The sequence below is a fragment of the Vreelandella piezotolerans genome (assembly GCF_012427705.1).
In the GTDB taxonomy this organism is placed as follows: Bacteria; Pseudomonadota; Gammaproteobacteria; order Pseudomonadales; family Halomonadaceae; genus Vreelandella; species Vreelandella piezotolerans.
The window spans coordinates 834,714-858,115 of record NZ_CP048602.1 but is presented as its reverse complement, the minus strand read 5'-3'; the positions used below and the strand labels follow the sequence as shown (position 1 = coordinate 858,115).

Here is a 23,402-nt window from a genome sequence, read left to right as displayed (position 1 = left end):
GCCCGTGCGCTTGTTTAAAACCCCATCACGCGGCGGCGCACCGGCCTAATAGCCACCAGCGCCAGCACCACCAACGCTAACCACTCCAACCAGTGGGGCAGTAGCTCTTGCACTTGGCTGGCCTGGGGTACTGATCAAAAACGAGGTCGTTGGCCCGCGTCCCGCGCCGCCCCGGTGCAGGGCAATCGCAGTGGGAATCGCCCCGCAGGAACACAGCGGCAGGGGCATGCCAATCACCGCCGCCCTCACGATGCTGCCCAGGCCGCGCCCGCCCATCCAGCGCTGTAGCAAGCTTTCTGGCAACCATGCCTTGATCATGCCGGCAATCACCAGCCCCAGCAGCAGCCACGGGGCCGCCGTCAGCGCAATTTGCAGCAGCTCGGTCATCAGCGTCATGTCATCACCTGCTTGTCCACTCGGGGAATAAGGACTAGCCTAAACCCTGTCATCGTTACAGGGTCAAGCCATGACACACGTCTACCGCATTGGCGAAGTGGCCGCCCGCACCGGCTGTTCACCGGAGAGCATTCGCCACTACGAGAAACTCGGCCTGCTGCCGCCCCCACAACGCGGTGAACAGGGCTACCGACACTACGACCAGGCGGCGCTCGAGCGCATCAGCTTCATTCGCCATGGCCGCAACCTGGGGCTAGACCTGCACAGCATTCAGGAGCTGTTAGCGCTCTCAGACCACCCTGACACCGACTGCAGCGCCGCCGATGACATTGCTAGCCGCCATCTCGCGCACCTGGAGGCGCGCATTGCCAAACTGCAGGCGCTAGCGGACGAGCTGCGCCAAGTGGTGCACCAGTGCCGGGGCGGCAAAGCCGCCGACTGCCAAATCATCCAAACGCTGTATGAGCACCAGCCCAGCTGCAGTGACACCCGCTGTGGCGACAGCCAATCTTTGCTCAAATGACGCGCGGCCATCCCCCAAAGGAACTGCCCATGATCGAAACGAAGGAAGAACTCGAGGCCATCAAAAAGACATGCCAAGCGATGGTGACCAAAAGTGCCGGACTCTCAGCGGGCACCGCCATCATCCCCGTACCGGGACTGGATATCGGCTCGGACGTGGCGATTCTGATGCGCATCATCCCCAAAATTAATAGCCAGTTTGGCCTGACACCGGAGCAAATCGACGGCCTGGATACCGAGAGCAAGCTGTTCGTCATGACCGCTATCTCCAACACCGGCAGCAAGATGGCGGGCAAATACATCACCCAGAACCTCATCGTCTCGCTACTTAGCAAAATGGGCGTTCGGGTGGCGGCAAAAGGCGCGTCCAAGTTCGTACCGCTGATCGGCAGTGCCGTGGCAGGCGGCATCAGCTTTACCGCCATGAAATACATGGGTAACAGCCACATCGACGACTGCTACCGCATCGCACTCGCTGCCCTAGAGCACCGCCAGCTCGAACGCGCGGTAGAGGACGACGCCGTGATCGAAACGGACGCGTACACACCCACCGACGGCCCCACTCGCCCTGATTCATAAGGCAGCGTCCGTCGGCAATGGTATGCTGGAGCGTCTTGTCATCTTATCTAGGAGAAAGGAATGCCCGCTTATATCGTTTTGACCCGTGAGCGCACCCACGACAGCGAAGAGATGCAGCGCTATAGCGAAAAAGCCAAAGCCGCCCGCGAAGGCCACGACCCGCAGCCGCTAGCGTTTTACGGCGATGTTGAAGTATTGGAAGGCAGCGACATGGAAGGTGCGGTGATTCTACGCTTCCCCGACATGGCCGCCGCCCGCGCCTGGTACCAAAGCCCCGCCTACCAAGAGGCCCGCAAGCACCGCTTCCAGGGCGCCGATTACCGTGTCTTCCTGGTGGATGGCCTGACAGAGGCATGAGACTCCCCAAACAAGCGCCACGCTGTTAAGGGCAGAAAAAGTGGCTAGGCTGACGCATGTAACGCTTCCATCAGCCTCAGGAGGACATCATGGACGCTCCGTCACCCGACACACTCTACCTGGATGCCGACGGTGCCACCGGCTATCCCAACGCCGCCTTACCGGTGCTGATTTACCGGCATGTCGTCGACACCAGCGACGCGGAGAAGCGAGCCGACGCATTCGAACGCCTGTTCCAACGCCACCACTGGCTGCCCGCTTGGCGCTATCACCTCTACGACTTCGATCACTTTCACTCAACGGCTCATGAGGCATTGGGTATCTTTCGCGGGCAAACCCTGGCACGCCTGGGGGGTCCTAACGGCCGCACATTGATGCTTTATCCTGGCGATGTGTTGGTACTACCTGCCGGTGTCGGCCACGCCAGTCTGACCGCCGACGATGATTTCTGCATGGTGGGTGCCTATCCCCCTAACCAGCAGCCCGAGATCGAGCTCGGTGACCCCGCACGACTCGGCGAAGCGCAAAACCGCGCAGCCCGCGTGGCGATTCCCGAGTTCAGCCCGGTCGGGGGGCCATTGAGCGATCTCTGGCAATCGGCGACGCCTTGATAAGACGGATTCGCCGCCTTACCGCCCCTTATCGGCTCACAAAATGAGCCGATAAGCCAACGTATTCGGCTCAGCCGGTCTTTCAGCCGCTGCTATCCGCCCAACAACAGCTCACGCTCGATGGGGATGAACTCGCTCGCGGCATTGATGAGCGAGGCGGCGGTGAGCTGGGGCACGCCGTAGACCTCGACACGTTTACCGTGCACCTCACGGATTTTCTGGGCTAACAGATCGAAGTCGCCATCGCCGGACACCAGCACCACCACATCCACCTTCTCGGCGTATTCGATGGCATCGAGAGTGATGCCGACGTCCCAATCGCCCTTGGCGGAGCCGTCCGCTCGCTGAATGAAGGGCTTGAGCCGGACATCAAACCCAATCGAGCGAAGGATAGTTTGGAACTCGCGCTGCTTGGCATCGCCCTTATCGATGGCGTAGCAGCGGGCGGCCACCACCTCCCGGTTCGCCGTCACCTTGGCCCAGAAACGGCGGTAATCGAAGTGTTTGCCGTAGGCCTCGCGCACGGTGTAATAGACGTTCTGGGTATCGACGAAGATGGCGACGCGGGTCATGGAAAAGGCCTCGGCAAGTAATAACACGCCAGCCTCATGAGGCTGGCGTTGGTAAGGGTGCATGGTACCGCGCCGTTATTTAGAATGCGCCCTCTGGATAGGCACGAGGCGCGACACCACCCCGGCCGCCTTCGCCGTTGCTCGCCCAGCGGCTGCGCTCACATCGTCCAGTGATGCTGCGGTCAACTTCGCCAATGCGGCAACGTCGTCCAGTAATCCTATCAAGCCGCCAATGGCCATGGGGGCTTCCTCCGTGAATCAGCATTGCAGATAGTAAAGCACACGGTGGCTGGGGCGAGCGGTCTCTTTCGCATCCCGATTTGCACCTCTTATCCCAGCAAGTGCTCCAGCTCATGGCGTTGCTCAGCATGTTTCGAGGCGTTATCGTTTTTCAGTTTTTTTAGGTTGATGAGTTTCCAGCGTACCGCAGGCAGATTGGCCGCTTCTGGGCGGCCGATGGCATCAAAATCCGGTAGACCGTCATGCAGGCTCAGTAAGAAGCGTTTGGTATTTTCATCAAAGCGTGACTGAATATCCGCAATCAATCGCTTACGTATGCTCAACAGTTCTTCGAGGCTAACAGGAGTTCTGGTCATACCCTCAAATTCTTGTGTATAAGGCTGATCAAGATCGATGAGGTTTGGATTCAGTAGCTCATGTGAAGGGCGCGAAGAACTCGCTATATAAACCAACAAGGTGCGAAACAAAGCATCCGTTAGGCCCTCGTTATCGTAAAGTAGCTTCACATCATAAAGATCACGCGGATGTTGACGATCTAAGGCGGCATGCAGTTTTCCGCCAAACAAGTCCTCGAATGAAACGATCCTCATTTCTGCGTAGCCGAAATCATCCTCAACAGTATCGGACACTGAGCGCATTTGAGGCTCATGAACGATACCACGTGCAACGGGTGACGTTTCAATCTTAATCTCCGCACCACCAAGACGCGCCAGCAAACGCGTGGCTCCACCACCGCCGCCTTTTATACGTTGCGTTTTGGCACCAACGATGCCGCCTTCAATAGACACCGCAATGCGGTCCATTGCTTCGTTGATATCAGTAAGGCTGTCACTTCGATCTTTCATCGGTAGGTAGGTCAGATCGATATCCACCGATAACCGGGGAAAATCACGTTAAAACAGGTTTATCGCTGTGCCGCCCTTGAGCGCGAAGACCTCTTCCTTAGCAACATACGGAAGGATACGTACAAGTAGCGCAACCTGCGCCTCATAAATCTCACGTGCCATCGCTAGCACCCTCCCCCGTAAATTCTGCAGGCACCATAATACGATAGCGAGGATGAATCTTACCGCCTTTGACGAGTGCCCTATCGCCACTGCCAAGGTTGAACGCGGTGACATCAAGACGCTTGCGCCAAGGGTGGTCATGGCGATCCGCAAAGACAAAGAATAGCCGCTTTACCTTAATCTTCTTACAACTGTGCAGTAGTACGGACAGCACTTTTGGTCGTAACGTCGTCAAGCTCTCAAAGAGCATATCGAGGTGATGAAAGCTCTCGTGGTCGGGCAGCTCATCCATAGCTTCCATCACCGCCCTTTCGGGCATCGACATATTCAGCACCCACTCCCATGGCAGTGCGTCTTCATCATTGTTTCTCTGATTAGCTAGCCCTAGCGATGAATCAGAAAACAGTGACGTGTTGCGGATTTTGATGGGGGCGGTAAGTGGTAGCTTGCTGAGCCAGCTAGGGATCGTATCACCGTATACCCAAACAGGCGCATTGCTGCCCAAACGTAAATAATGATCATACCCCTGCAAGGAGAGTGCCGTGGTGCCTCCGATATGAATGTCATAACGCATGATGTGCTGCATGGAGAGCAGGCAGGTTTTCCAATCGATGGCTGTGCTGGGCACAGGACGCCGGAATACGCCTCGGTTAACCCTCTCTAGCCAGCCATTTTCGACGTATTTACGTGCCAGAAAGCGGCTAACGCCATGTCGTTCAAGCCAAGCGGTATCCGCCATAAACCCAGGTGGTATGGCTTCTAATAGGTTCTTTAATATTGATTTATTTTGTGTGCTCATAGGACACAAAGTAGCATTTAACTAAAGGAGTTGCCACACTCTACTTTGAAAAATGTAAATTTGGTGTACCTATAGACCACAAACCACCAGATTCATAAAGCAAAAGAACGGTATACTTATTTACTTATTTGTTTTCAATCCTGATACTCCCACGAAGCCTCATCGCCATAGACTATGCTCATTAGCTATCAGGCAGCGTGATTTGCCCCGTTAGATAAGGCGCAACGCGGCCTTTAATCATCACGCGCTCACCTTCTACCACGCAGCTCAGCGCGCCTTGGCGCGCCCCTCCCTGGCGGGCAGTCAGCGCTTGCTTACCCAAACGCGCTGCCCAGTAAGGTGCGAGCGACGTATGCGCCGAGCCGGTGACCGGGTCTTCTTCCACGCCGACCTTGGGGCCAAACCAGCGAGATACAACATCCACATCATCACCTTTCGCAGTAACAGCCACACCCCGCCCCGGTAATTGCTTAAGCCGCTGCATATCTGGTGCAAGGCGTTCAATCACACTCGCCTCCTCGACTACCACCACAATGTCATCCGAGATCAGCAGTTCCTCGATTTCGATACCGCCTAGGGCAGCGGCGACTTCCGCGTGCATGTCTAGCGGGGCGAGCGTTTTTGCGGGGAATTCCATCACCAGCATATCGCCTTCACGGCGAACGGTCAGTACACCGCTTCTGGTTTCAAAGGCCACCGCCTCGGCCACCACGCCCAAGGCATGGAACACCACCCAGGCCGCCGCTAAGGTGGCGTGGCCGCACAGATCCACCTCCACCGAAGGCGTAAACCAGCGCAGGTGATAGCCCGCTTCCGTGGGTACGAAAAATGCGGTTTCGGACAGGTTATTCTCCGCTGCAATGGCCTGCAGCAGCGCATCATCCAACCACGCCTCCAGCGGGCACACGGCGGCTGGGTTGCCTTCAAAGGGTTTTGAGGCGAAAGCATCTACTTGGTAGAGGTCGATTTTCATGGCAGTTACCGAAAAAGAGAGGCGAAAACGCTAGGTTAGTGCCGCTTTCTGGCGGAGGCATTGAGCTCAATCGCGCGTCGTCATGCGCTTAGCTCGTCTCCGCCTGGAAGCCATCACGGCCACTGCCGCGATGCAAAAGGCAACGACAACACCCGCCCATATAAAATGGGAATAGCCACTCAGCCGCTCGAACAGTGGCGCAAGGGCCTGACCAAACAGATAACCGAGCGTGACCCAGGCCAGCGCCCAGATCAGCGCCGACATAGCATTGAGCAGGATAAATCGCAGCCAAGGGTAATCGGTCGTACCGATCGTCACCGCACCGGCCATGCGTAACCCATAAAGAAAGCGCAAGGAGAACGCGAAAACGTCCGGGCGAGCATTGAACGTGGTCAGTACACGCGCACCCGCTGTGCTACCCTGAACCGAACGAACGATAGCGCTGTTGCGCCACCAGTGCCCGAGCAGGAAGAATACTTGATCCGCCAGGAAAGAACCCAGCGCCAGAGCGATGATCGCGGGCCAAAATCTAATCAAGTGCTGGTGAACCATGATGCCGCCCAGCATTGCGCTGGCTTCGCCCTCCAGGCTCGACCCCACGAATAGGCCGACGCTGCCATAAGACTCCACCAACTGCTCGACAGTCATTTGCGTTCATCCATAAAGTTACCCCGGAGCCGTGGGCGGCACGTAAACGCCATTTTTATCGCGATTCGGGATGATGCGGAGGGTTGAATAGGGCTTTTTAGCGGCAGGCAGCTTATTCAATCTGCGAGAGGCATTCAACAGCAACGCACGCAGCCCACACCCATCAGTGCAGCGAAACCAGCAACCCGTTATTATCCTGATAACTACTTTCCCTACTGGCATCATGCACACCACACCAACTCACTGGGCACGCTATGCATAACCTATGGATTCCCGTTGTCGCCATTTTCATCGTGGCGGGCCTGTTATTCGGTGGCCAAGCCCACTCCGAGGCACAGCGTGATGCGCACATCGCCGCAAGCATATCGGAACACCTCGGTAGCCAGACGCAAGCTGACATTTCGCATTTAAAGCGCGTCAATAAGGGCTATGGGGTTTGCGGGGATTATCACCTTGCCAACGTTGAGCATGGCCACTTCTACTACAACAGCGCCACCGAGCGCCTAGCGCTGGGCACCGATGCGCCGCTGTACCAAGACAACTGCGATAGGGTTTCTGACTAACGCCTTGGAACCTATCGTTCTCAACAGGCAACCCTAACCCACCTCCACGGAGTAACGTGTGCTGCGCCCACCGCCGGGCAGCTTGGAAAGGCAGCCTTTCTCCACCAACTCTGCAAATCCCGGGTGGCGGTGGCTTTGCTCACCTTAGCCAACGATTGGTACTTGCGGGCATTGATACCCTGCGCAAACTCATCACCTGCAGTCCCTCCAGCTGATGAGTGAATCAACCGAAAATTTAGTAAAAAAATATTTTAATTAAGTAAATTACAGTCTAGACTTGCATCTCTTATCAAATGGGAGGTCGCCATGAGCAGTAAAGCATTCGTTGAACTCGCCTTGCATATTCTGCAATGTAACCAGAAAAAGCTGTCTGGGCTTCTGGGAGTTTCGCCAACCCAAATTACGAAATGGAAAAATGGCGAACACATATCGCTGGTAATGCAGAACAAATTTCGAGAACTGACAAAAATCGGCGACCTGGATCCGTCCGATGTTCTCCTATGTGGGTCTGTGGAAAACTGCGCGAAGTGGAAAACTCTAACTCAAAACCTGGCCGAGCTTGCCCAAGAGGATGCTGAAACCGGGTATTACACACTACCCCTGGAAGACGATCTTGATCTGCTATTAGGTAATACGCTAAATACGTTGACTGAGATGGGCGTTACCATTCCCAAGGAATTCCCAAAGGAGCTAAACGAAAGCCTTATAAACGAAGACGGCGACTTTAGCTTTAGAGACAACCCACTGGCTTCACTCATTTATGACATATATTTATCTTTAAACAGTGTCTATGGCTTTTATATCGCTTACATTGATCATATCGTTAATGACGAAAGGCTCGATCTTTATTCATCACCTGCCGAGAACATAGAGCCTTGCTTGCTCTCTTTGGCTGCCACCAAGATTGAAGCCGATCAAGCACTAGCACCAAATTTCACTAAATTTCGGCATGAGGTGATTAGCGATTATGAAAAGTGGATTCTTATTGTAAAAGAAACTGCCTTTCAAGGTCGTGTACCACTCAAAGCCGAACTGATGGACATAGTTTACGGTTCACCGGACGAACTGGATCACTCAGCAGAAGCAGAGAGCCTTGGTATCAATACAACTCAGTTACATCCTGACATATATATGAATGAACTTTTGGTCGGTATGAGAACGATTCACCAAGTTTTGCCCGCCATCTTAAAAAAACTGGATATCGATAAAGAATTTGAGCTAGATATAGCTGAACTTTCAGTTAACAGCAGAGCAAGAAGAAACACTTAAAAGATCTACGTAAATCACCCTTAACCTCTCACACCAAAATACGTGACTTACATTAAAACGGTGCGATTAAAAACCGCACCCCTACTATCATCAACAGTAGCCTCTAATAGGAAAAACCACTTATATTTGTTTTCATCAAAGCATTTTTAAGGCTTTGATAAAACGCCGCTTTGAACGTCGGGTCCTGGGCGTGGAGTTTGTATAACTCCATCTCCTCCTTGCGCCGTTTCAACATTACTTCTTTCATGATTTTATCGAAGGCGATTTCACGCGAGTAGGGGTCTGGGTTATCGCTGAATTTCTGCTCGAAATCTGGATGTGCTCTCACGCTGTCCAGAATATTCAGGAACTTGACGCGCTGCTCTTCTGGCGTAGCGCTCCAGCCTTGAAACCAGCGCTCGTTAAAGGTCTTGATGATCTCCTCGAGCGGGTCCTTCTGGCTCTCTTCTTCACGGTACCCACGCGGATTGGGGTTTTGCGGATCGAGCGTGGCCTCCTCGGCATCCAGTGTAATGGCATGGTTGAGCTTCGTTCTGCCCAATCCGTAGGAGGAAAGATCGACAGACTCAAGCAGCTCATCGAGTTCATCCTGGTTCGGGTCCTGAATCTTCAGCTTCGGAATGAGGAACTTCAAAAACCAGAAAAGCTTTTCCCACGCCACGACTTCGAACGGCATGATCGATGCCATTTGACCGTAGATCTTGACGAACTGCTTGGCCTTGATCTTGAAGTCGATCTTGTCTTTATCCTCGAGCCCCAGCTCCGCGTTGAATCGCTCGGCAGCTGTATCGATGAGTGGGCTCAGCTTCTGGGCATCCTCCTGGTTGAAGAAACGCTGGCAGAAATCGTCAACTTCCTCCCACTCGTAAACACCGGTCTCATCGAGTGCATCTTTCAAGTCATGCAGAACGTTAACATCTGTCGCCTGCGACAGCGTCGTCACGGTGAAGAAGGGATCGAACGCCTTTTTGATGTCGTCGACCTCGTTGAAAAAATCGAGCACGAACAGGTCTTCGGTCCGCTTGCCCAGTTTGGGCGCCGAGCGATTCAAACGCGATAGCGCCTGAACGGCCAGCACCGACTGCAGCTTTTTATCCACATACATGGCGCAAAGCTTGGGTTGATCAAAGCCGGTCAGATACTTATTAGCCACCACCAGTAGCCGAAAGGTGTTCTCGACGCTCTGGCCGTTCAGCAGCATCGGCTTACCTTTATCGTCGTAGCCATCGAAATAGAAGCGCGTCTTCTCCTCGGGGAAACCGTTCATCTCGGCTTCCGTGTACTTGATGCCGTCGACCTGCTTATCACCCGAAAAGGCAATCAACGCCTTGAACGGATTGCCGCGCTTCTCCAGCTCTTTCTGTACCGCGCGATAGTAGCGAATGGCCATCTCGATATTCTGAGTGATGATCATTCCCCGCGCCTTACCGCGCAGCTTCTTCTTGTTGACCACGTTATCGACAAAGTCATCCACCATGACCTCGGCCTTGATGTCGATGGTTTGCTGGCGATGTTCGACAAAGGCGCGCAGCTTTTTCTGCGCCTTGATAGTATCGAACAGCGGGTTGTCTTCGATGGACTTCTGAATCTCGTAATAGCCCTTGTAGGTGGTGTAGTTGGCCAGCACATCGAGGATAAAGCCCTCTTCGATCGCCTGTTTCATGCTGTAAAGATGAAAAGGCTTGTAGCCGCCCTCAGGCTGCGCCACCCCGAACATCTCCAGCGTGCTGTTCTTGGGGGTCGCCGTGAATGCAAAGTAAGAGGCGTTGCCCCGCTGCTTGCGCGCCCGTATGGATGTGAGAATTCTGTCCTGGTTGTCCTCGTCGTCCGTCTCCGCACTTCCCCCCATGGCCTTGTTCATGTTGCCTTGAGAGTGGCTGGTTTGGCCGCTGTGAGCTTCGTCGATGATCACGGCAAAACGCTTATCGGAGAGATCCGCGATGCCATCGATAATGAAGGGAAACTTCTGAATCGTGGTGATGATGATTTTCTTGCCGTTCTCCAGTGCCGCTCGGAGATCCGAAGAGCGCATCGCCGGGGCGACGATATTCTTCACCTCGGAGAAGTCTTTGATGTTCTCGCGCAGCTGCTTGTCCAGCAGGCGGCGGTCGGTCACCACGATCACACTATCGAACAGCGGCGCATCCAGCGCCTTCGCGCCGGGCAGGTCGACCTGCTCGGGGTAGCTTTCGATCAGTTGGTAGGCGGCCCAGGTAATCGAATTGGATTTTCCTGAGCCTGCCGAGTGCTGAATCAGGTAGCTCTGGCCCACCCCATGCACCGCGGTATGGGCGAGCAGCTTGCGTACCACGTTGAGCTGGTGGTAGCGCGGAAAAATCAGGTTTTTCTTCGCCAGCGGGTCGGTGCTTTTACCTTCCAGCAGCACGAAGTGCTGGATGATACCGGCGAGACTGTCAGGCTTGAACACCTCTTCCCATAGATAAGCGGTGCGGTGGCCGTTCGGGTTGGGCGGGTTGCCCGCGCCTTCGTTATGCCCTTTGTTGAACGGCAAAAACCAGGTGGCGCCTCCGGCGAGCTTGGTCGCCATCCAGGCCTCATCGGTATCGGCGGTCATATGGACCAGCACCCGGCCGAACTGCAGCAGCGGCTGGGTGGCATCCCGGTCGCGGTACTGTTTCTGGCCGTGGTAGCGTGCCGTTTGCTGCGTCCAGGCGTTTTTGAGCTCCAGGGTAACAATGGGCAGGCCGTTGACGAACAGCACCATATCGATGGATTCGTTGGGGTTCGCCAGCGAGTGGTGCACCTGACGCGTCACGCTCCACACGTTGGCGGCAAAGTGGTCGTGTACCGCTTGGGCGGAACTGGCCAGCGGCGCGGGGTACATGAGGGTAAAGTGCGCATCCTCGACCGGCAGGCCTTTTTTCAACAGGTGCAATACGCCCTTTCGTTTGATCAGTTTGTCGTACTGGCCAAGAATACGCGCCTGCCAATCAGCGGGGTGGCGGGTCTTGAGCTTTTCCAAGGCCTTGCTTTGTGTGGTTTCCAGAAAGGCCCAGAACCGGGCAGTGTCCAGCGCCAACGTGGCATCGAAGTCGCTGCCATGGCCAAGGCGGTAAGCACCACTCACGCCGTAAGCCGCAGGCTCGGTAATGCCCTGCGCCTGTGCTTCGCTGGTAGTGCCGGTCAGGCTGCGTTCGATGGCCTGTTCCAGCGCTTTCTCCGTGGTGTCGCTTACCGCATAACTCATGACTGCCCCTTAACTGACCTTGATTTTGCCCGTTACCGCCGCGTTGATTAGGCTGGTTTTGTATTCATTTAGCTTGGCGATCTGGTTTTCCTTGATCGTGATAGCATCATCGATTCTGTCGCAGCTGCGTTTAATATGATCTGCAATTTCAGACTGTTCCTGATATGGCGGGATGAAGAGATCCACGTCAGCGAAATTTTCAAATGTCAGGTCTTGTCCATCCCGAATAAAATTCCCGGTAATTTGCAGCGCATGGATGTAGCGCGGGATCTTTAACAAATAGCCAAAAAAATCGGGATTCACTTCAGGGTCAGGTCTAAGAATGACGTAGGACGAACGAATGCAGCCTGTTGCATAGGCTCGCTCGAGCCCTCCCTGGAAACTTCTCATGCTTATAACGAAATCATTTAGTTCGACATGCTTTCGCTTGTCGAGATTAGTCGAAATTTTAACGACTCTACGTCCCACCAAGGACTCAAACTTTTCCTGTGAGATAACTCCGTAAGATTGGGTAGCCGATAATTGAATATCGTCCTTACGGGCTAACTCTTTACTTTGCTTAAATAGGAATTTACTTCGCCGCACTTCCCAATGTGCAGGAATTTCCCCAATCCAATCGATGCCACTGTCCTTCGTGGGCACGTCAGGGGTCAGGCCACGGGTGACGGCCTGCTGAATCAGGATCTGCCGACGCTCGCGCAGGAGCTTGATTTGCTCCTCCTTGATCCGTACAGCCTCATCGATCTTGGCGCATTTATTATCCAGAAATGCGGCGATGGAGCGTTGTTCGGGGAGGGGAGGCAGAGATACTGGAGTGTTCTTCAGATCGTCCTGCGTCATGCTCGGGAGTGCGGTCGAAGTAGAGAAGTAAAAAAACGGGATTGTAGTCACGAAATAGTACGCGAACCTAGGTATTAACCGAGCGTTGCATACTGCATAGAACATGGTGTCGACTGACCAGAATTTGCCGGACACGTGCAGGGGCTTATCGATTGTCCCTTTTCGACCAAGTAAAATAGCCTCGCCATCATGTAGATATGAGGAGGCATAGGCAAATTGCCCGCCTGACCCATAAACTGGATAACCGTCATCGGCCAAGACATCTTTGTGGTCTTGGCCATTATTAATGCGAAGACCGTGCTTGAGAGGTGCCACTGTCCAGTGTGCAGGAGTCCGTGGCCACCATTCCACACCGCTTGCTTTATAGCTTTCGTACGCTGGATAAGCCGAAATACTCATTCCACCGACTCCAACTTGGTTGCCACCTCAACGCCCAGAATATCCGCAATCAACCCATCGGCTTTTTCCTCTAGCTCCAAAATATCCCGCGTGACCTCGTCCAAGCTGCGCAGCGGCTTGTGGCGGTAGAAGTATTTGTTGAAACTGATCTCATAGCCGATCTTCACGGAGTCGAGGTTGATCCAGGCTTCTTTAACGTGCGGCTTCACCTCGGCTTGAAAATAGCGGTGGATGCTGTCTTTCAGCGGCACACTTTCGGCATCGCGCAGGTCAGTGGCGCTCTCATAGGTCAGATAGCTGCCGTCGTCTTGAAGGTAGTAGCCGAAGTCCGAAAGCGCTTCCTCGGTGCAGCCGTAGCGCTCGGTCAGGCCTCTCACGCCCTCTTTCGAGAGCGGGTAGCGCTTGTCGATCACCTTGTGCGCCTGTTCGTCGTACCAGCTTACGGCGTTCAAGAGCGCTGTTTTCTCACCGGCGGTTAGCTTGATCTTCTGTGCTTTGAGCGTCTTGGTGACGATCTCGCGGAAGGCGTTGAAGTCATCGGTCTCTTGCGTGCCGACCTGCTCCATCAAGGCGGTGGCGGCATCATGCAAGTCGCGCAGCTTGAGCCAGTGGCGGGTATCGGTCAGTTTGCCGCGCTGCTTGGCGTTCAGGGTCATGCCCTGCTCTTCGCACCAGGCGGCAATGGCTTTGGCTTCGCCTTTCAAAAAGCCTGGTTCGTAAACCTTGTCGCTGTGGGCTTCCCACAGCCACTCCATCGGCTCCCGCAATGCTTTATCGAAGCGTAGCGGTGCGATGCGCTCGGCGCTGAAACCGGCGCGTCGGCGGTCGGGGCGCTCGATGGTGACCTTGTAGTAACCGAAGTCGTCGTTTTCGAACACCTGCACGGCAATGCCCAGCGGGTCATTGTTGGCGTCGATTTCCCGCTCGATGGGGGCGAAGTCGAGGTAGGCGTTAGTGATCGTTTCTATATGCTCGGGCGCAAATTCGCAGTTCTTGTCGCCCAGGTTCTTGCGCAGCTTGCGGTAGAGCAGATTGGCGTCGATCAACTGGACACGCCCTTTTCGGGCTTCCGGCTTGGCGTTGGTCAACAGCCAGATATAGGTGGTGATACCGGTGTTGTAGAACAGGTTGTTCGGCAGCTGGATGATGGTATCCAGCATGTCATTTTCGATGATGTAGCGGCGGATGTTGGATTCGCCGCTGCCCGCGTCGCCGGTAAACAGGCTGGAGCCGTTGTGAACGGAGGCGATGCGCGAACCAAGCGGGCTGGTACCCGCAGGCTTCATCTTGTTGACCATCTCCATCAGGAACAGCAACTGACCATCCGAGGAGCGCGGGGTGGCGTCTACGGTCTCTTTATTTCCCCAATAATCCGCCAACTCCACCTGAAAGCGAGGATCGATGACATCCTTGCCCTCCTTGATGTACTTGACCTCGCTACTCCAGCTCTTGCCGTAGGGCGGATTGGAGAGCATGAAGTCAAAGCGTTCGGCGGAAAACTCATCGCTGGAGAGCGTGGAACCGACACGGATGTTCTCGGGGTTGTTACCCTTGATCATCATGTCCGATTTACAGATCGCATAGGTCTCGTCGTTGATCTCCTTGCCGTAGAGATAGACGTCGCCGCTGGCCTTGATCAGGCCTTCTGGATCCTTGATATAGTTCTGCGCCTCGGTCAGCATACCGCCCGAGCCACAGGCCGGATCATAAATCGTCATGAGCGGGGGAAGCCGATCCTTGATCGGGTCGAACATCAGGTGCGTCATGAGGTGGATCACCTCGCGCGGCGTGAAGTGCTCCCCCGCTTCCTCGTTGTTCTCTTCGTTGAACTTGCGGATCAGCTCTTCGAAGACGTAGCCCATGCCCAGGTTGGAAAGCCCCGGTAATGTGTTGCCTTCGGGGTCTTCCGTATTGTGGGGCGTCAGGTTGATATAGGGCGAGACGAAATTCTCGATGACCTCCAGCAGCACTTGTTTGTCGGCCATGTGGCGCATCTGATCGAAAAGCTTGAAACGGCGGATGATCTCCTTGACGTTATCGGAGAAACCGTCAAGGTAGTCCTCGATATTCGCCAGCAGAATCTGCTGGTTATTGGTGGCGGTGCCGTGTAGCTTCTTTAGCGTCCAATGGCTGGTGTTGTAAAACACGTAGCCGGAGGCTTCCTTCAAAGGCTCCTCATCCAGCTCTAGCGCGCCTTCGTCTTCTTTCTGGTAGCGAACCTCTTCGAGCACCGCGTCCTTGGTCGGCTCCAGCAGGGTGTCCAGGCGGCGCAACACCACCATGGGCAGGATGACATCACGGTATTTGCCGCGGACATAAATATCGCGCAGGCAGTCATCGGCAATTTTCCAAATAAAAGAGACAAGGCTGTTATGAGAAACCTGATTCATTGATGAAATGTAACCTTATGATATTTAACGCTAGCCCGATTTTTAGGGCGCATGAACTGCTGTTCGTAAGCCACTAAAAAACAGGCAGAAACAGAAAGCCCGCTCATCGGCGGGCCAAGGAAATGCGACTGCTCAACAGCTAAGCTAGCAATTCAGCTCTTTAGCTTGGTCGAGAACACGCTTTTGACGAGCGATGGCGTTATGGATGACCTTGTTACGCACGGCTTGTTTCTGCTCAGCGCTCGCATGACGCGCAAAATGCGTTAGCGGGGTAGATTTCGACATTTTATCTTTCATGACTCATCCTCGCCTGATAGTAGGCTTTTCAGCTGTTCATGAGTGTAGCGCTCGGGCAGGAATGGATCAATCGAATCGATATCCGATTCCCAGTGCTGATTTGTGTGGTCTGTGTCTTTGATGATGAGGTCGAGACAGACCTTTGAGCCGAACTCTCGTTTGACTCGATTCACCACCTCTTGAACACCGAGGAACTGTTCAATAAAGCTTTCGAGCGGAATATTTCGGCCTTCGACCTTCTCGCGACCGCAGACGAACTGCCAAGCCAGTAGCGGATGCTGATAGACGTAGAATATTTGGACGTCACGTTCTCGCTTTAAAGAGCGGGCAATATTCTTGCTGGCGATATCAAAGCTTGCGAGTGTGCCATCCAGAAGGAAGGACTGCCGCTGTTTCAGCATGACGTCGTGAATTCTATCCACGAGTATCGACACCGCGCCCTGGAACAACCGGGAATTGCCACCCGTATAGCCTGGGAGCTCTTCTCTCAGGTCATCAGGATCAATACGCAGTATCCTGCCCAGCCCTTCGAACCCTTGGGACTCTAATTCATCCAGCGCTGCAACATACTCCTTGGCTATCTCGGTCTTGCCTGCCCCCGGAGAACCCGCCATAAAAATGGAGATAGGCCGCTCTTCCGGCACGTACTGCTCGATATCCGTTCGTTCAGAGGCAATGCGCTTCTTATGTCGCTTGGCAAAGGCTACTGCATTGGCTTTAACTTCCTCGTCGCTCATCATGCTCATCCCTGTAGGTATAAGCGCACCATACAACAAAGCCGCTCAATCATGGAGCGGCTTTGCGAAGTCTAGCTAGCGATTATCATGATTGACGCAACCTCACTCCCACTCAATAGTAGCAGGCGGCTTGCTGGAGACATCATAAGTCACCCGCGACACCCCTTCCAACTCGTTGATAATCCGGTTAGAAACCTTCTCCAGCAGCTCGTAGGGCAGATGCGCCCAGCGGGCGGTCATGAAGTCGATGGTTTCGACGGCGCGTAACGCGATGACCCATTCGTAGCGGCGGCCGTCGCCTACGACACCTACCGATTTCACCGGCAGGAACACGGCGAAGGCTTGGCTGGTTTTTTCATACCAACCGGCGGCGCGCAGTTCTTCGATGTAGATGGCGTCGGCATCGCGCAGGATGTCGGCGTACTCTTTCTTCACTTCACCCAGAATGCGCACGCCCAGGCCAGGGCCGGGGAACGGGTGGCGGTAGACCATGTCGTAGGGCAGGCCGAGTTCTAGGCCGAGTTTGCGCACTTCGTCTTTGAACAGTTCGCGCAGCGGCTCGACGAGCTTCAGCTTCATGGTTTCCGGCAGGCCACCCACGTTGTGGTGGGATTTGATCACGTGCGCTTTGCCGGTTTTCGAGGCGGCGGATTCGATCACGTCCGGGTAGATAGTGCCCTGGGCCAGGAACTCCACGCCTTCAATTTTGCTGGCTTCTTCATCGAACACGTCGATAAAGGTGTTGCCGATGATCTTGCGCTTGGCTTCCGGGTCGTTTTCGCCTTTCAGCTTATCGAGGAACAGCGCTTCGGCGTCGACGCGAATCACCTTCACGCCCATGTGCTTGGCGAAGGTTTCCATCACTTGGTCGCCTTCGTTTTTACGCAGCAGGCCGTTATCGACGAACACGCAGGTCAGTTGGTCGCCAATCGCTTTGTGCAGCAGCGCGGCCACAACAGAAGAATCGACACCGCCAGAAAGACCCAGCAGTACGTGGCGGTCGCCGACTTGCTCGCGTACGCGCTGTACTTGGTCTTCGATGATTTGCGCGGGCGTCCACAGCTTTTCGGCTTTACAGATATCCAGCACGAAGTGCTCAAGAATCCGCTGGCCTTGCAGGGTGTGGGTCACTTCCGGGTGGAACTGTACGCCGTAGAACTGCTTCTCTTCCCAGGCCATGGCCGCAATCGGGCAGCTTGGGGTAGAGGCGGTCACGGTGAACGTGTCGGGGGCTTTGGCGACTTTATCGCCGTGGCTCATCCATACATCTAGCAGCGCGTTGCCGGTGGCGGCGTCGACGTGGTCTTTGATGTCTTTGAACAGCGCGCTTTCCGCGTCCAGGCGAATCTGGGCGTAGCCGAACTCACGCTGGTTAGAGCCTTCTACCTTGCCGCCCAGCTGCTCGGCCATGGTTTGCATGCCGTAGCAGATACCAAATACCGGCAGGCCCATTTCGAACACGCACTGCGGGGCGCGGGGGGAATCCAGCTCGGTGACGGATTCCGGGCCACCGGCCAGGATGATGCCGTTGGGGTTGTATTCGCGAATCTCTTCTTCGGTGATGTCGAAGGCGCGGATTTCAGAGAATACGCCGATTTCGCGTACCCGGCGGGCGATCAGCTGGGTGTACTGGGAGCCGAAGTCGAGAATCAGGATCTTATGGGCGTGAATGTCACTCATGGCGGAGCCTCTATAACGCGGAACGGGCCGCATTGGCTAAAAAGCAAGCGGCGGGGCAATGCCCGCCGCCGTGTCACTTGATGCGCTGGTTAGCTCACCCGGTAGTTGGGGGCTTCTTTGGTGATCTGCACGTCGTGAACGTGGGACTCGTTAAAGCCAGCGCCGGTGATTTGTACGAATTCCGGCTTGGTGCGCATTTCTTGAATATCGCGGCAGCCGGTATACCCCATGGAGGCGCGCAGGCCGCCCATCAGCTGGTGGACGATGGCGCCCATCATGCCTTTATAGGGCACGCGACCTTCAATGCCTTCCGGTACCAGTTTTTCGGCACCGGCATCTTTGTCTTGGAAGTAGCGGTCGGCGCTGCCTTGGTTCTGGGACATCGCGCCCATGGAACCCATGCCGCGGTAGGCTTTGTAGGTACGGCCTTGGTAAAGCTCGACTTCACCCGGCGCTTCTTCGGTACCGGCCAGCAGGCCACCTACCATCACCGCACTGGCGCCAGCGGCAATGGCTTTGGCCAGGTCGCCAGAGAAGCGCACGCCGCCATCGGCAATCAGCGGAATGTCGAATTCTTTCAGCGCTTCGGCCACGTTGGAAACGGCGGTGATTTGCGGTACGCCCACGCCTGCCACAATGCGGGTGGTGCAGATGGAGCCGGGGCCGATACCTACTTTCACGGCGTCTGCGCCTGCTTCCGCCAGGGCTTTAGCAGCGGCGGCGGTGGCGATGTTGCCGCCGATCACTTGAATCTGCGGGAAATGCTCTTTGATCCAGCGAACACGATCGATCACGCCTTGAGAGTGGCCGTGGGCGGTATCGACGATGATCACGTCAACGCCTGCTTCGGCCAGTGCCGCGACACGGTCCGGGGTTTCCGGACCGGTACCGACGGCGGCACCTACCAATAGGCGGCCATCGCTGTCTTTGGCGGCCATCGGGTAAGTGCGGGCTTTTTCGATGTCTTGGAAAGTCACTAGGCCGCGCAGGTGGAAGGCGTCATCGACAATCAGCATTTTCTCGATGCGGTGTTCGCGCATCTTGGCTTTACTGACTTCGAGTTCGGTGCCTTCCGGTACGGTGACCAGACGCTCACGGGGGGTCATGATATCGGCCACGCTGTCACCGTGGTTCGGCTGGAAGCGCATGTCACGCTCGGTGACGATGCCGACCAAGGTTTCGCCTTCCACCACCGGGAAGCCGGAGAAGCCGTATTCGCGGGCCATGGCCAGCAGGTCTTCCAGCTTGGCTTTGGGGCTCACGGTGACCGGGTCTTTGACGATGACGCTTTCGTGCTTCTTCACCTTACGCACTTCAGCAGCCTGTTGCGTCATGGTCATGTTCTTATGGATGATGCCAATGCCGCCTTCCTGCGCCATGGCAATGGCGAGACGCGCTTCGGTCACGGTGTCCATTGCAGCGGAAAGCAGGGGAATGTTCAGGAAGAGATTGCGGGTCAGGCGGGTTTTTAGGCTGACATCCTTGGGCAGAACGTCGGAGAAGCCAGGAACGAGAAGTACGTCATCGAACGTAAGCGCTTCTTGGGCCATACGTAGCATAGCGGCAACACCCATTGAGAAGTGGGAAGATGGGGCGTGGAAAGTTAATCGCCCATTATAACGTTTCGAGGGCCGCTCCAGCAACGCGGAGAGGCGGTTAGGCTTATACCAATTGCTAATGACGGTCAGCGTCAGCCGGGAATATGCGGTGAAGGGAAGCCTTATGAGCCGCGTTTGAGGTATCGTGACATCTACGAGAGAACCACCAAGGCCAACGATGGAACCAACGAGCACGGCACCCGCCCCCCAAGCGCTCTCCGTGAGCCAACTCAACCAGCGCGCCAAGCAAACCCTGGAGCGCGACGTGGGGGACGTGTGGGTAGAGGGCGAGCTTTCCAACGTCTCGCGTCCGGCCTCGGGGCATATCTACTTCACCCTGAAAGACGACCGGGCGCAGATTCGCTGCGCGCTGTTCCGTCAGCGGGCGCGCTTCGTGGCCGCGCCCATGCGCGATGGCGACCAGGTGAAGCTACGCGGACGCGTCTCGCTGTTCGAGCCACGGGGCGACTACCAGCTCATTGCCGAGGCGGTACAGGCCGCTGGCCTCGGCGAGCTGCTGGCGGCCTTCGAGCGTTTGAAAGCGCAGTTGGAAGGCGAAGGCGTGTTCGCCAATGCGCGCCCCCTGCCCTTGCCACCGCGCAAGATTTTGATTTTAAGCTCTGCTACCGGCGCGGCCATTCGCGATGTGCTGGCGGTGCTGGCCGCCCGCTGGCCGCTGGCGGACGTGACGCTAATTCCCGTACCGGTTCAGGGGGCCGATGCCGCCCCGGCGATGATCTCGGCACTCGGCCTGCTCAACCGGCAGGCGCGGTTAGACCCCGAGCTAGATGTGGTGCTGATCACCCGTGGCGGGGGCAGTCTGGAAGATCTCTGGGCGTTCAATAACGAGCACTTGGCGCGGGCGATTTTTCACTCCCGGCTGCCGGTGATGTCGGCGGTGGGCCATGAGGTGGATGTCACCCTGGCGGATTATGCCGCCGATAGGCGCGCGCCCACGCCTTCCGCTGCCGCCGAGCGTCTCGTACCCGACCAACACGCCTTGAAGCGCCAGCTCACCCAGGCAGAGCAGCGCTTACAGCGCGCCATGCAGGCCCGGTTAGAGCGAGATAGCCAGCGGCTAGACACCCTACGCGCCCGCCTTCGTCACCCCGGCGAACAGCTCGCCCGCCAGCGCCAGTACCTCACCGCGCTGCAGCAGCGGTTACACCGCGCCATACAACACACCCTCGCCCAGCAAAAGGCGCAAACGGCCCAACTTACTCGCCGCCTTGCCAGCCAAGATATGAAAAGGCTGCACCGCGCCGACAGCGAACGGGTAAGCAGCCTACAGCGCCGCTTGGCCAATGCGATGCAGCGCCTGCTGGAGACGCGTCAAGCACGCCTACATAGCGCCGCCCGAGAACTCAACGCCGTCAGTCCGCTGGCCGTACTCGGGCGCGGCTATGCCATCGCTCAAGATGCCCAAGGCCAAGTCGTCCGTCGCGCCGACGACACCCAGCCCGGCCAGCGCCTCACGCTGCGCCTGGGCGAAGGACGCCTCAGCGTCGACGTAAAACGGCGCTACAAGAAGTAGCGCCGTGAACCAGGGACGAGCCAACTCAGCCGTTACGGAAGCGGTGGCTTACGCGTCTCGGACGTTTGCGTGGCGGTATTCGCCCCCGGTGTAGTGGGGCTGCTAGCAGGATGGGTAGCCGTGTTCGTACCCGCGCCCTGCGTGTTGCCTGACGGCGTGCTCGACCCCGCTAATCCCGGCTCGTTATGCTGGGTGGGGTTATCCTCGTTCTGGTGCCCCTCGTGGCGTTGCTCATGGGCGTGCTGCTTCACGGATTCTGCCGTGTCGTGAATTGCCTGCTGCGCTTTGTCCACTTGCGCCTCGCCCATCTTGGTCGCTTGGTCCATGGCGTGATCACGATACTCACCCAGGGTTTCGTTCTCTTTGTGTGTCGTAGCGCTCAGGCTGGCCAGCGCCGCCCCCAGAGCAAACCCTAACGCTCCCACGACCAGTGGGTGCTCTTGAATGAAATCCGAAGAGCGGTCGCTGACATGATGAGCGCGCTCTTTCATGTGATCGATCCGCTGATGCGTGCCCTGCTGGGCGTGGGACATGGAATCGTGCATACGTCCTCCCATTTGGTGAGCTTTGTCGCTGAACTGCTGCGCGGCCCCTTTCGTGCTATGACCAATATGTCGGGCGCGCTCTTTGATGCCGTGGCCTGGTCCGTGTGAATCGCTTCGCGGGTCGTGCTGCCCGGCACTTGCACGCTGAGGCGACATCACTTCATCAGGAGGCGGCGGCGTGGCATGTACGTCAGTGGCATCGACGTGCGCAGAGCCACGCGAATGGGAGCGATGCGGTTGGCGCTGGCTAAGCATCAGCCAACCTAGGCCCGTGCCGGTAAGCAGCGTAGGCACGGGGTTCTGCTTAACGGTCGTGCCCAGGTTGTCAAAGAACTCATTGGCACCGCCGTGGCGCAGGTAATCATACGTGCTGTGCAGCCACTGTTCTGGCGAGAAGCGCTCTTCGATCTGATGCAGCGTGGCATCCAGCCGCTCGCGAGATTGATGAATCTCTTGCTCGATTTGGTCCGGATCGCGCTCTGTTTGGCGATGTGAACGTTCATCCTGGCTCATTTCACCTCCTCCTTGACGTGCTGCTGATGCTGCTTGGCCAGCGTTTTATCGCTGCGCAGGCTCTGCATGGTGCGGTTTGGCATGAGCCCCTGGGCGCGTACTTTTTTGAGCCCTGCCTTGAGCATCACCACGCCCATCAGCGTGACCACGGCGCCTACCACCACGGCGCCCAGCCAAGGGCGAGTGTCCGGTGGCAGTACCTCGTTCAACAACATCACAAGCGCCGCCAACAGCGTCAACAAGCCAGCGAAGAGCACCGCACCGGCCGTCGCCACGGCGCCTACGCCTGCCATGGCCTGGTGAGTCTTCTCTGACATTTCGGCCTTGGCGAGCGCCGCTTCGCCGCGCACCAGGGCAGAGACTTCGTTGAGTAACGTGGATAGCAGCGTGCCTATCGAACTGCTTTTATGGCTTTCCGATTCCATTCTTGCTCTCCCGCTTCCTGCATGAAAAATGGTATGGGTGTCTGATGAACACAGGGGTTCAAAGCGTTTGGTCGGGCGCCTTGGATTCGGTTGACACATCGGACGACGATGCCTTGGCGGGGGAGCTGCGCAGAAAACGCGTGACTAAAAAGCCTGCAGCAATCGCGCCACCAATGAACATGGCGGGCTCACGGCGGCCATACGCTTCCGCTGAACGACACAGCGCGTGGAGGTCTTTATCGCGTAGCCGCTGGGAAAACCGCTCGGTATGGTCGGCCAGCTTCCTGGCCTGCTCGGAACAGAAGGGTTGCTCTTGGCGGTCGAACTCGTCAGCAGCGCGCTGCAATACCGAGCCGAAGGTGTGAGTGTGCTGCGCGACACTATCGCGCTGTCGGTCGAACGCGCTCTCGGCCTGTTCGCGGGCGGCCTCTTTCAGCTCATCAGCGCTTTGCTGGCCTTTCTGCTTGAGCGTTTCGTGATCGTGATGGGGTCCTTGATCGTTCATGGTGACGTTCTCCGTGTCAGTGAAACTTCACCAGAACTATAGCGAGCCTGGGGCCCCTTTCCATGTCCATACCGCCGAATTAACCCAGCGCGACCCGGCCAGCAACAAAGGTTAAGTCAATAATGGTTAAAGCCATCTGGCTGGCTGCCCCCATAAAAAAAGACGCTGTTGAAAGCGCCTTTTTCAGTAACGGGA

At 56.3% G+C, this 23,402-nt stretch carries 23 protein-coding genes and 2 pseudogenes; 7 read left to right on the top strand and 18 right to left on the bottom strand.

The features are described from left to right. Positions 1-45: 45 nt before the first annotated feature. A complete protein-coding gene (locus tag GYM47_RS03975; RefSeq protein WP_231125513.1) occupies positions 46-396 on the bottom strand; it encodes a permease in 351 nt (116 codons plus the stop codon). 70 nt (positions 397-466) lie between these two features. Between GYM47_RS03975 and GYM47_RS03970 the strand changes: the two genes are divergently transcribed. The 4 genes from GYM47_RS03970 to GYM47_RS03955 all read left to right on the top strand — a co-directional run bounded on the left by GYM47_RS03970 (position 467) and on the right by GYM47_RS03955 (position 2,465). Further along, positions 467-919 carry a MerR family transcriptional regulator gene (locus GYM47_RS03970; protein ID WP_054641266.1) on the top strand — a complete coding sequence of 151 codons (453 nt, stop codon included), beginning with the start codon at positions 467-469 and terminating at the stop codon, positions 917-919. A 29-nt stretch (positions 920-948) separates the two neighbouring features. Then, positions 949-1,497: a hypothetical protein gene (locus GYM47_RS03965; RefSeq protein ID WP_231125512.1), complete on the top strand. Its 549-nt coding sequence runs from the start codon at positions 949-951 to the stop codon at positions 1,495-1,497. A 60-nt stretch (positions 1,498-1,557) separates the two neighbouring features. Further along, positions 1,558-1,854, top strand: coding sequence for a DUF1330 domain-containing protein (locus tag GYM47_RS03960; RefSeq protein WP_139525186.1), 297 nt, complete (start codon positions 1,558-1,560; stop codon positions 1,852-1,854). An 89-nt stretch (positions 1,855-1,943) separates the two neighbouring features. Then, on the top strand, positions 1,944-2,465 hold the full coding sequence (locus GYM47_RS03955) for a cupin (RefSeq protein ID WP_139525185.1): 522 nt from the start codon (positions 1,944-1,946) through the stop codon (positions 2,463-2,465). A 92-nt stretch (positions 2,466-2,557) separates the two neighbouring features. On the opposite strand, the gene GYM47_RS03950 is transcribed toward GYM47_RS03955, so the two are convergent. The 6 genes and pseudogenes from GYM47_RS03950 to GYM47_RS03925 all read right to left on the bottom strand — a co-directional run bounded on the left by GYM47_RS03950 (position 2,558) and on the right by GYM47_RS03925 (position 6,704). Next, the gene (locus tag GYM47_RS03950) at positions 2,558-3,037 is read right to left on the bottom strand and encodes an NYN domain-containing protein (protein ID WP_139525660.1); all 480 of its coding nucleotides are present in this window, start codon (positions 3,035-3,037) and stop codon (positions 2,558-2,560) included. A 75-nt stretch (positions 3,038-3,112) separates the two neighbouring features. Next, positions 3,113-3,277, bottom strand: coding sequence for a DUF808 family protein (locus GYM47_RS03945; RefSeq protein ID WP_139525184.1), 165 nt, complete (start codon positions 3,275-3,277; stop codon positions 3,113-3,115). Between the two features lie 89 nt (positions 3,278-3,366). Continuing rightward, positions 3,367-4,152: pseudogene (locus tag GYM47_RS03940) on the bottom strand (nucleotidyl transferase AbiEii/AbiGii toxin family protein); the annotation flags it as partial. A gap of 121 nt (positions 4,153-4,273) precedes the next feature. Next, a complete protein-coding gene (locus tag GYM47_RS03935) occupies positions 4,274-5,083 on the bottom strand; it encodes a type IV toxin-antitoxin system AbiEi family antitoxin (RefSeq protein WP_153842175.1) in 810 nt (269 codons plus the stop codon). 181 nt (positions 5,084-5,264) lie between these two features. Then, the gene (locus GYM47_RS03930) at positions 5,265-6,056 is read right to left on the bottom strand and encodes a PhzF family phenazine biosynthesis protein (protein WP_139525183.1); all 792 of its coding nucleotides are present in this window, start codon (positions 6,054-6,056) and stop codon (positions 5,265-5,267) included. A 66-nt stretch (positions 6,057-6,122) separates the two neighbouring features. Beyond that, positions 6,123-6,704, bottom strand: coding sequence for a DedA family protein (locus tag GYM47_RS03925; protein WP_139525182.1), 582 nt, complete (start codon positions 6,702-6,704; stop codon positions 6,123-6,125). Between the two features lie 254 nt (positions 6,705-6,958). Here GYM47_RS03925 and GYM47_RS03920 point away from each other — a divergent pair, with 254 nt between their 5' ends. After that, positions 6,959-7,267: a hypothetical protein gene (locus GYM47_RS03920; RefSeq protein WP_139525181.1), complete on the top strand. Its 309-nt coding sequence runs from the start codon at positions 6,959-6,961 to the stop codon at positions 7,265-7,267. 33 nt (positions 7,268-7,300) lie between these two features. Here the strand turns inward: GYM47_RS03920 and GYM47_RS18560 are convergent. Further along, a pseudogene (locus tag GYM47_RS18560) lies at positions 7,301-7,470 on the bottom strand (DeoR family transcriptional regulator); the annotation flags it as partial. 103 nt (positions 7,471-7,573) lie between these two features. On the opposite strand from GYM47_RS18560, the gene GYM47_RS03910 reads away from it, so the two are divergent. Further along, positions 7,574-8,536, top strand: coding sequence for an XRE family transcriptional regulator (locus GYM47_RS03910; protein ID WP_139525180.1), 963 nt, complete (start codon positions 7,574-7,576; stop codon positions 8,534-8,536). Positions 8,537-8,639: 103 nt separating this feature from the next. Here the strand turns inward: GYM47_RS03910 and GYM47_RS03905 are convergent, their stop codons facing one another. The 7 genes from GYM47_RS03905 to guaB all read right to left on the bottom strand — a co-directional run bounded on the left by GYM47_RS03905 (position 8,640) and on the right by guaB (position 19,646). Beyond that, positions 8,640-11,744 (bottom strand): type I restriction endonuclease subunit R, encoded by a 3,105-nt coding sequence (locus GYM47_RS03905; RefSeq protein WP_153842174.1) that lies wholly within the window; start codon positions 11,742-11,744, stop codon positions 8,640-8,642. A 9-nt stretch (positions 11,745-11,753) separates the two neighbouring features. Then, on the bottom strand, positions 11,754-12,983 hold the full coding sequence (locus tag GYM47_RS03900) for a restriction endonuclease subunit S (protein ID WP_153842173.1): 1,230 nt from the start codon (positions 12,981-12,983) through the stop codon (positions 11,754-11,756). Beyond that, positions 12,980-15,373, bottom strand: coding sequence for a type I restriction-modification system subunit M (locus tag GYM47_RS03895; protein WP_153842172.1), 2,394 nt, complete (start codon positions 15,371-15,373; stop codon positions 12,980-12,982). Before GYM47_RS03895 ends, GYM47_RS03900 begins: the two co-directional genes overlap by 4 nt. Before the next feature lie 144 nt (positions 15,374-15,517). Further along, on the bottom strand, positions 15,518-15,670 hold the full coding sequence (locus GYM47_RS03890) for a hypothetical protein (protein WP_168444433.1): 153 nt from the start codon (positions 15,668-15,670) through the stop codon (positions 15,518-15,520). Continuing rightward, a complete protein-coding gene (locus GYM47_RS03885) occupies positions 15,667-16,410 on the bottom strand; it encodes a zeta toxin family protein (protein ID WP_139525176.1) in 744 nt (247 codons plus the stop codon). The genes GYM47_RS03890 and GYM47_RS03885 overlap by 4 nt, the downstream gene beginning before the upstream one ends. A gap of 99 nt (positions 16,411-16,509) precedes the next feature. Next, positions 16,510-18,087, bottom strand: coding sequence for a glutamine-hydrolyzing GMP synthase (gene guaA, locus GYM47_RS03880; RefSeq protein ID WP_139525175.1), 1,578 nt, complete (start codon positions 18,085-18,087; stop codon positions 16,510-16,512). 89 nt (positions 18,088-18,176) lie between these two features. Beyond that, entirely contained in the window at positions 18,177-19,646 is a 1,470-nt protein-coding gene (guaB, locus tag GYM47_RS03875) for an IMP dehydrogenase (protein ID WP_139525174.1), read from the bottom strand. Between the two features lie 217 nt (positions 19,647-19,863). On the opposite strand from guaB, the gene xseA reads away from it, so the two are divergent. Continuing rightward, positions 19,864-21,219, top strand: coding sequence for an exodeoxyribonuclease VII large subunit (gene xseA / locus GYM47_RS03870; RefSeq protein WP_139525173.1), 1,356 nt, complete (start codon positions 19,864-19,866; stop codon positions 21,217-21,219). A gap of 32 nt (positions 21,220-21,251) precedes the next feature. Here xseA and GYM47_RS03865 read toward each other — a convergent pair whose 3' ends face one another. The 3 genes from GYM47_RS03865 to GYM47_RS03855 are packed head-to-tail and all read right to left on the bottom strand — an operon-like array spanning position 21,252 to position 23,207. After that, the gene (locus GYM47_RS03865; protein ID WP_139525172.1) at positions 21,252-22,277 is read right to left on the bottom strand and encodes a DUF3618 domain-containing protein; all 1,026 of its coding nucleotides are present in this window, start codon (positions 22,275-22,277) and stop codon (positions 21,252-21,254) included. Continuing rightward, positions 22,274-22,702 (bottom strand): phage holin family protein, encoded by a 429-nt coding sequence (locus tag GYM47_RS03860; RefSeq protein WP_139525171.1) that lies wholly within the window; start codon positions 22,700-22,702, stop codon positions 22,274-22,276. The genes GYM47_RS03865 and GYM47_RS03860 overlap by 4 nt, the downstream gene beginning before the upstream one ends. Before the next feature lie 58 nt (positions 22,703-22,760). Continuing rightward, positions 22,761-23,207 carry a hypothetical protein gene (locus GYM47_RS03855; protein WP_139525170.1) on the bottom strand — a complete coding sequence of 149 codons (447 nt, stop codon included), beginning with the start codon at positions 23,205-23,207 and terminating at the stop codon, positions 22,761-22,763. Positions 23,208-23,402: the final 195 nt, after the last annotated feature.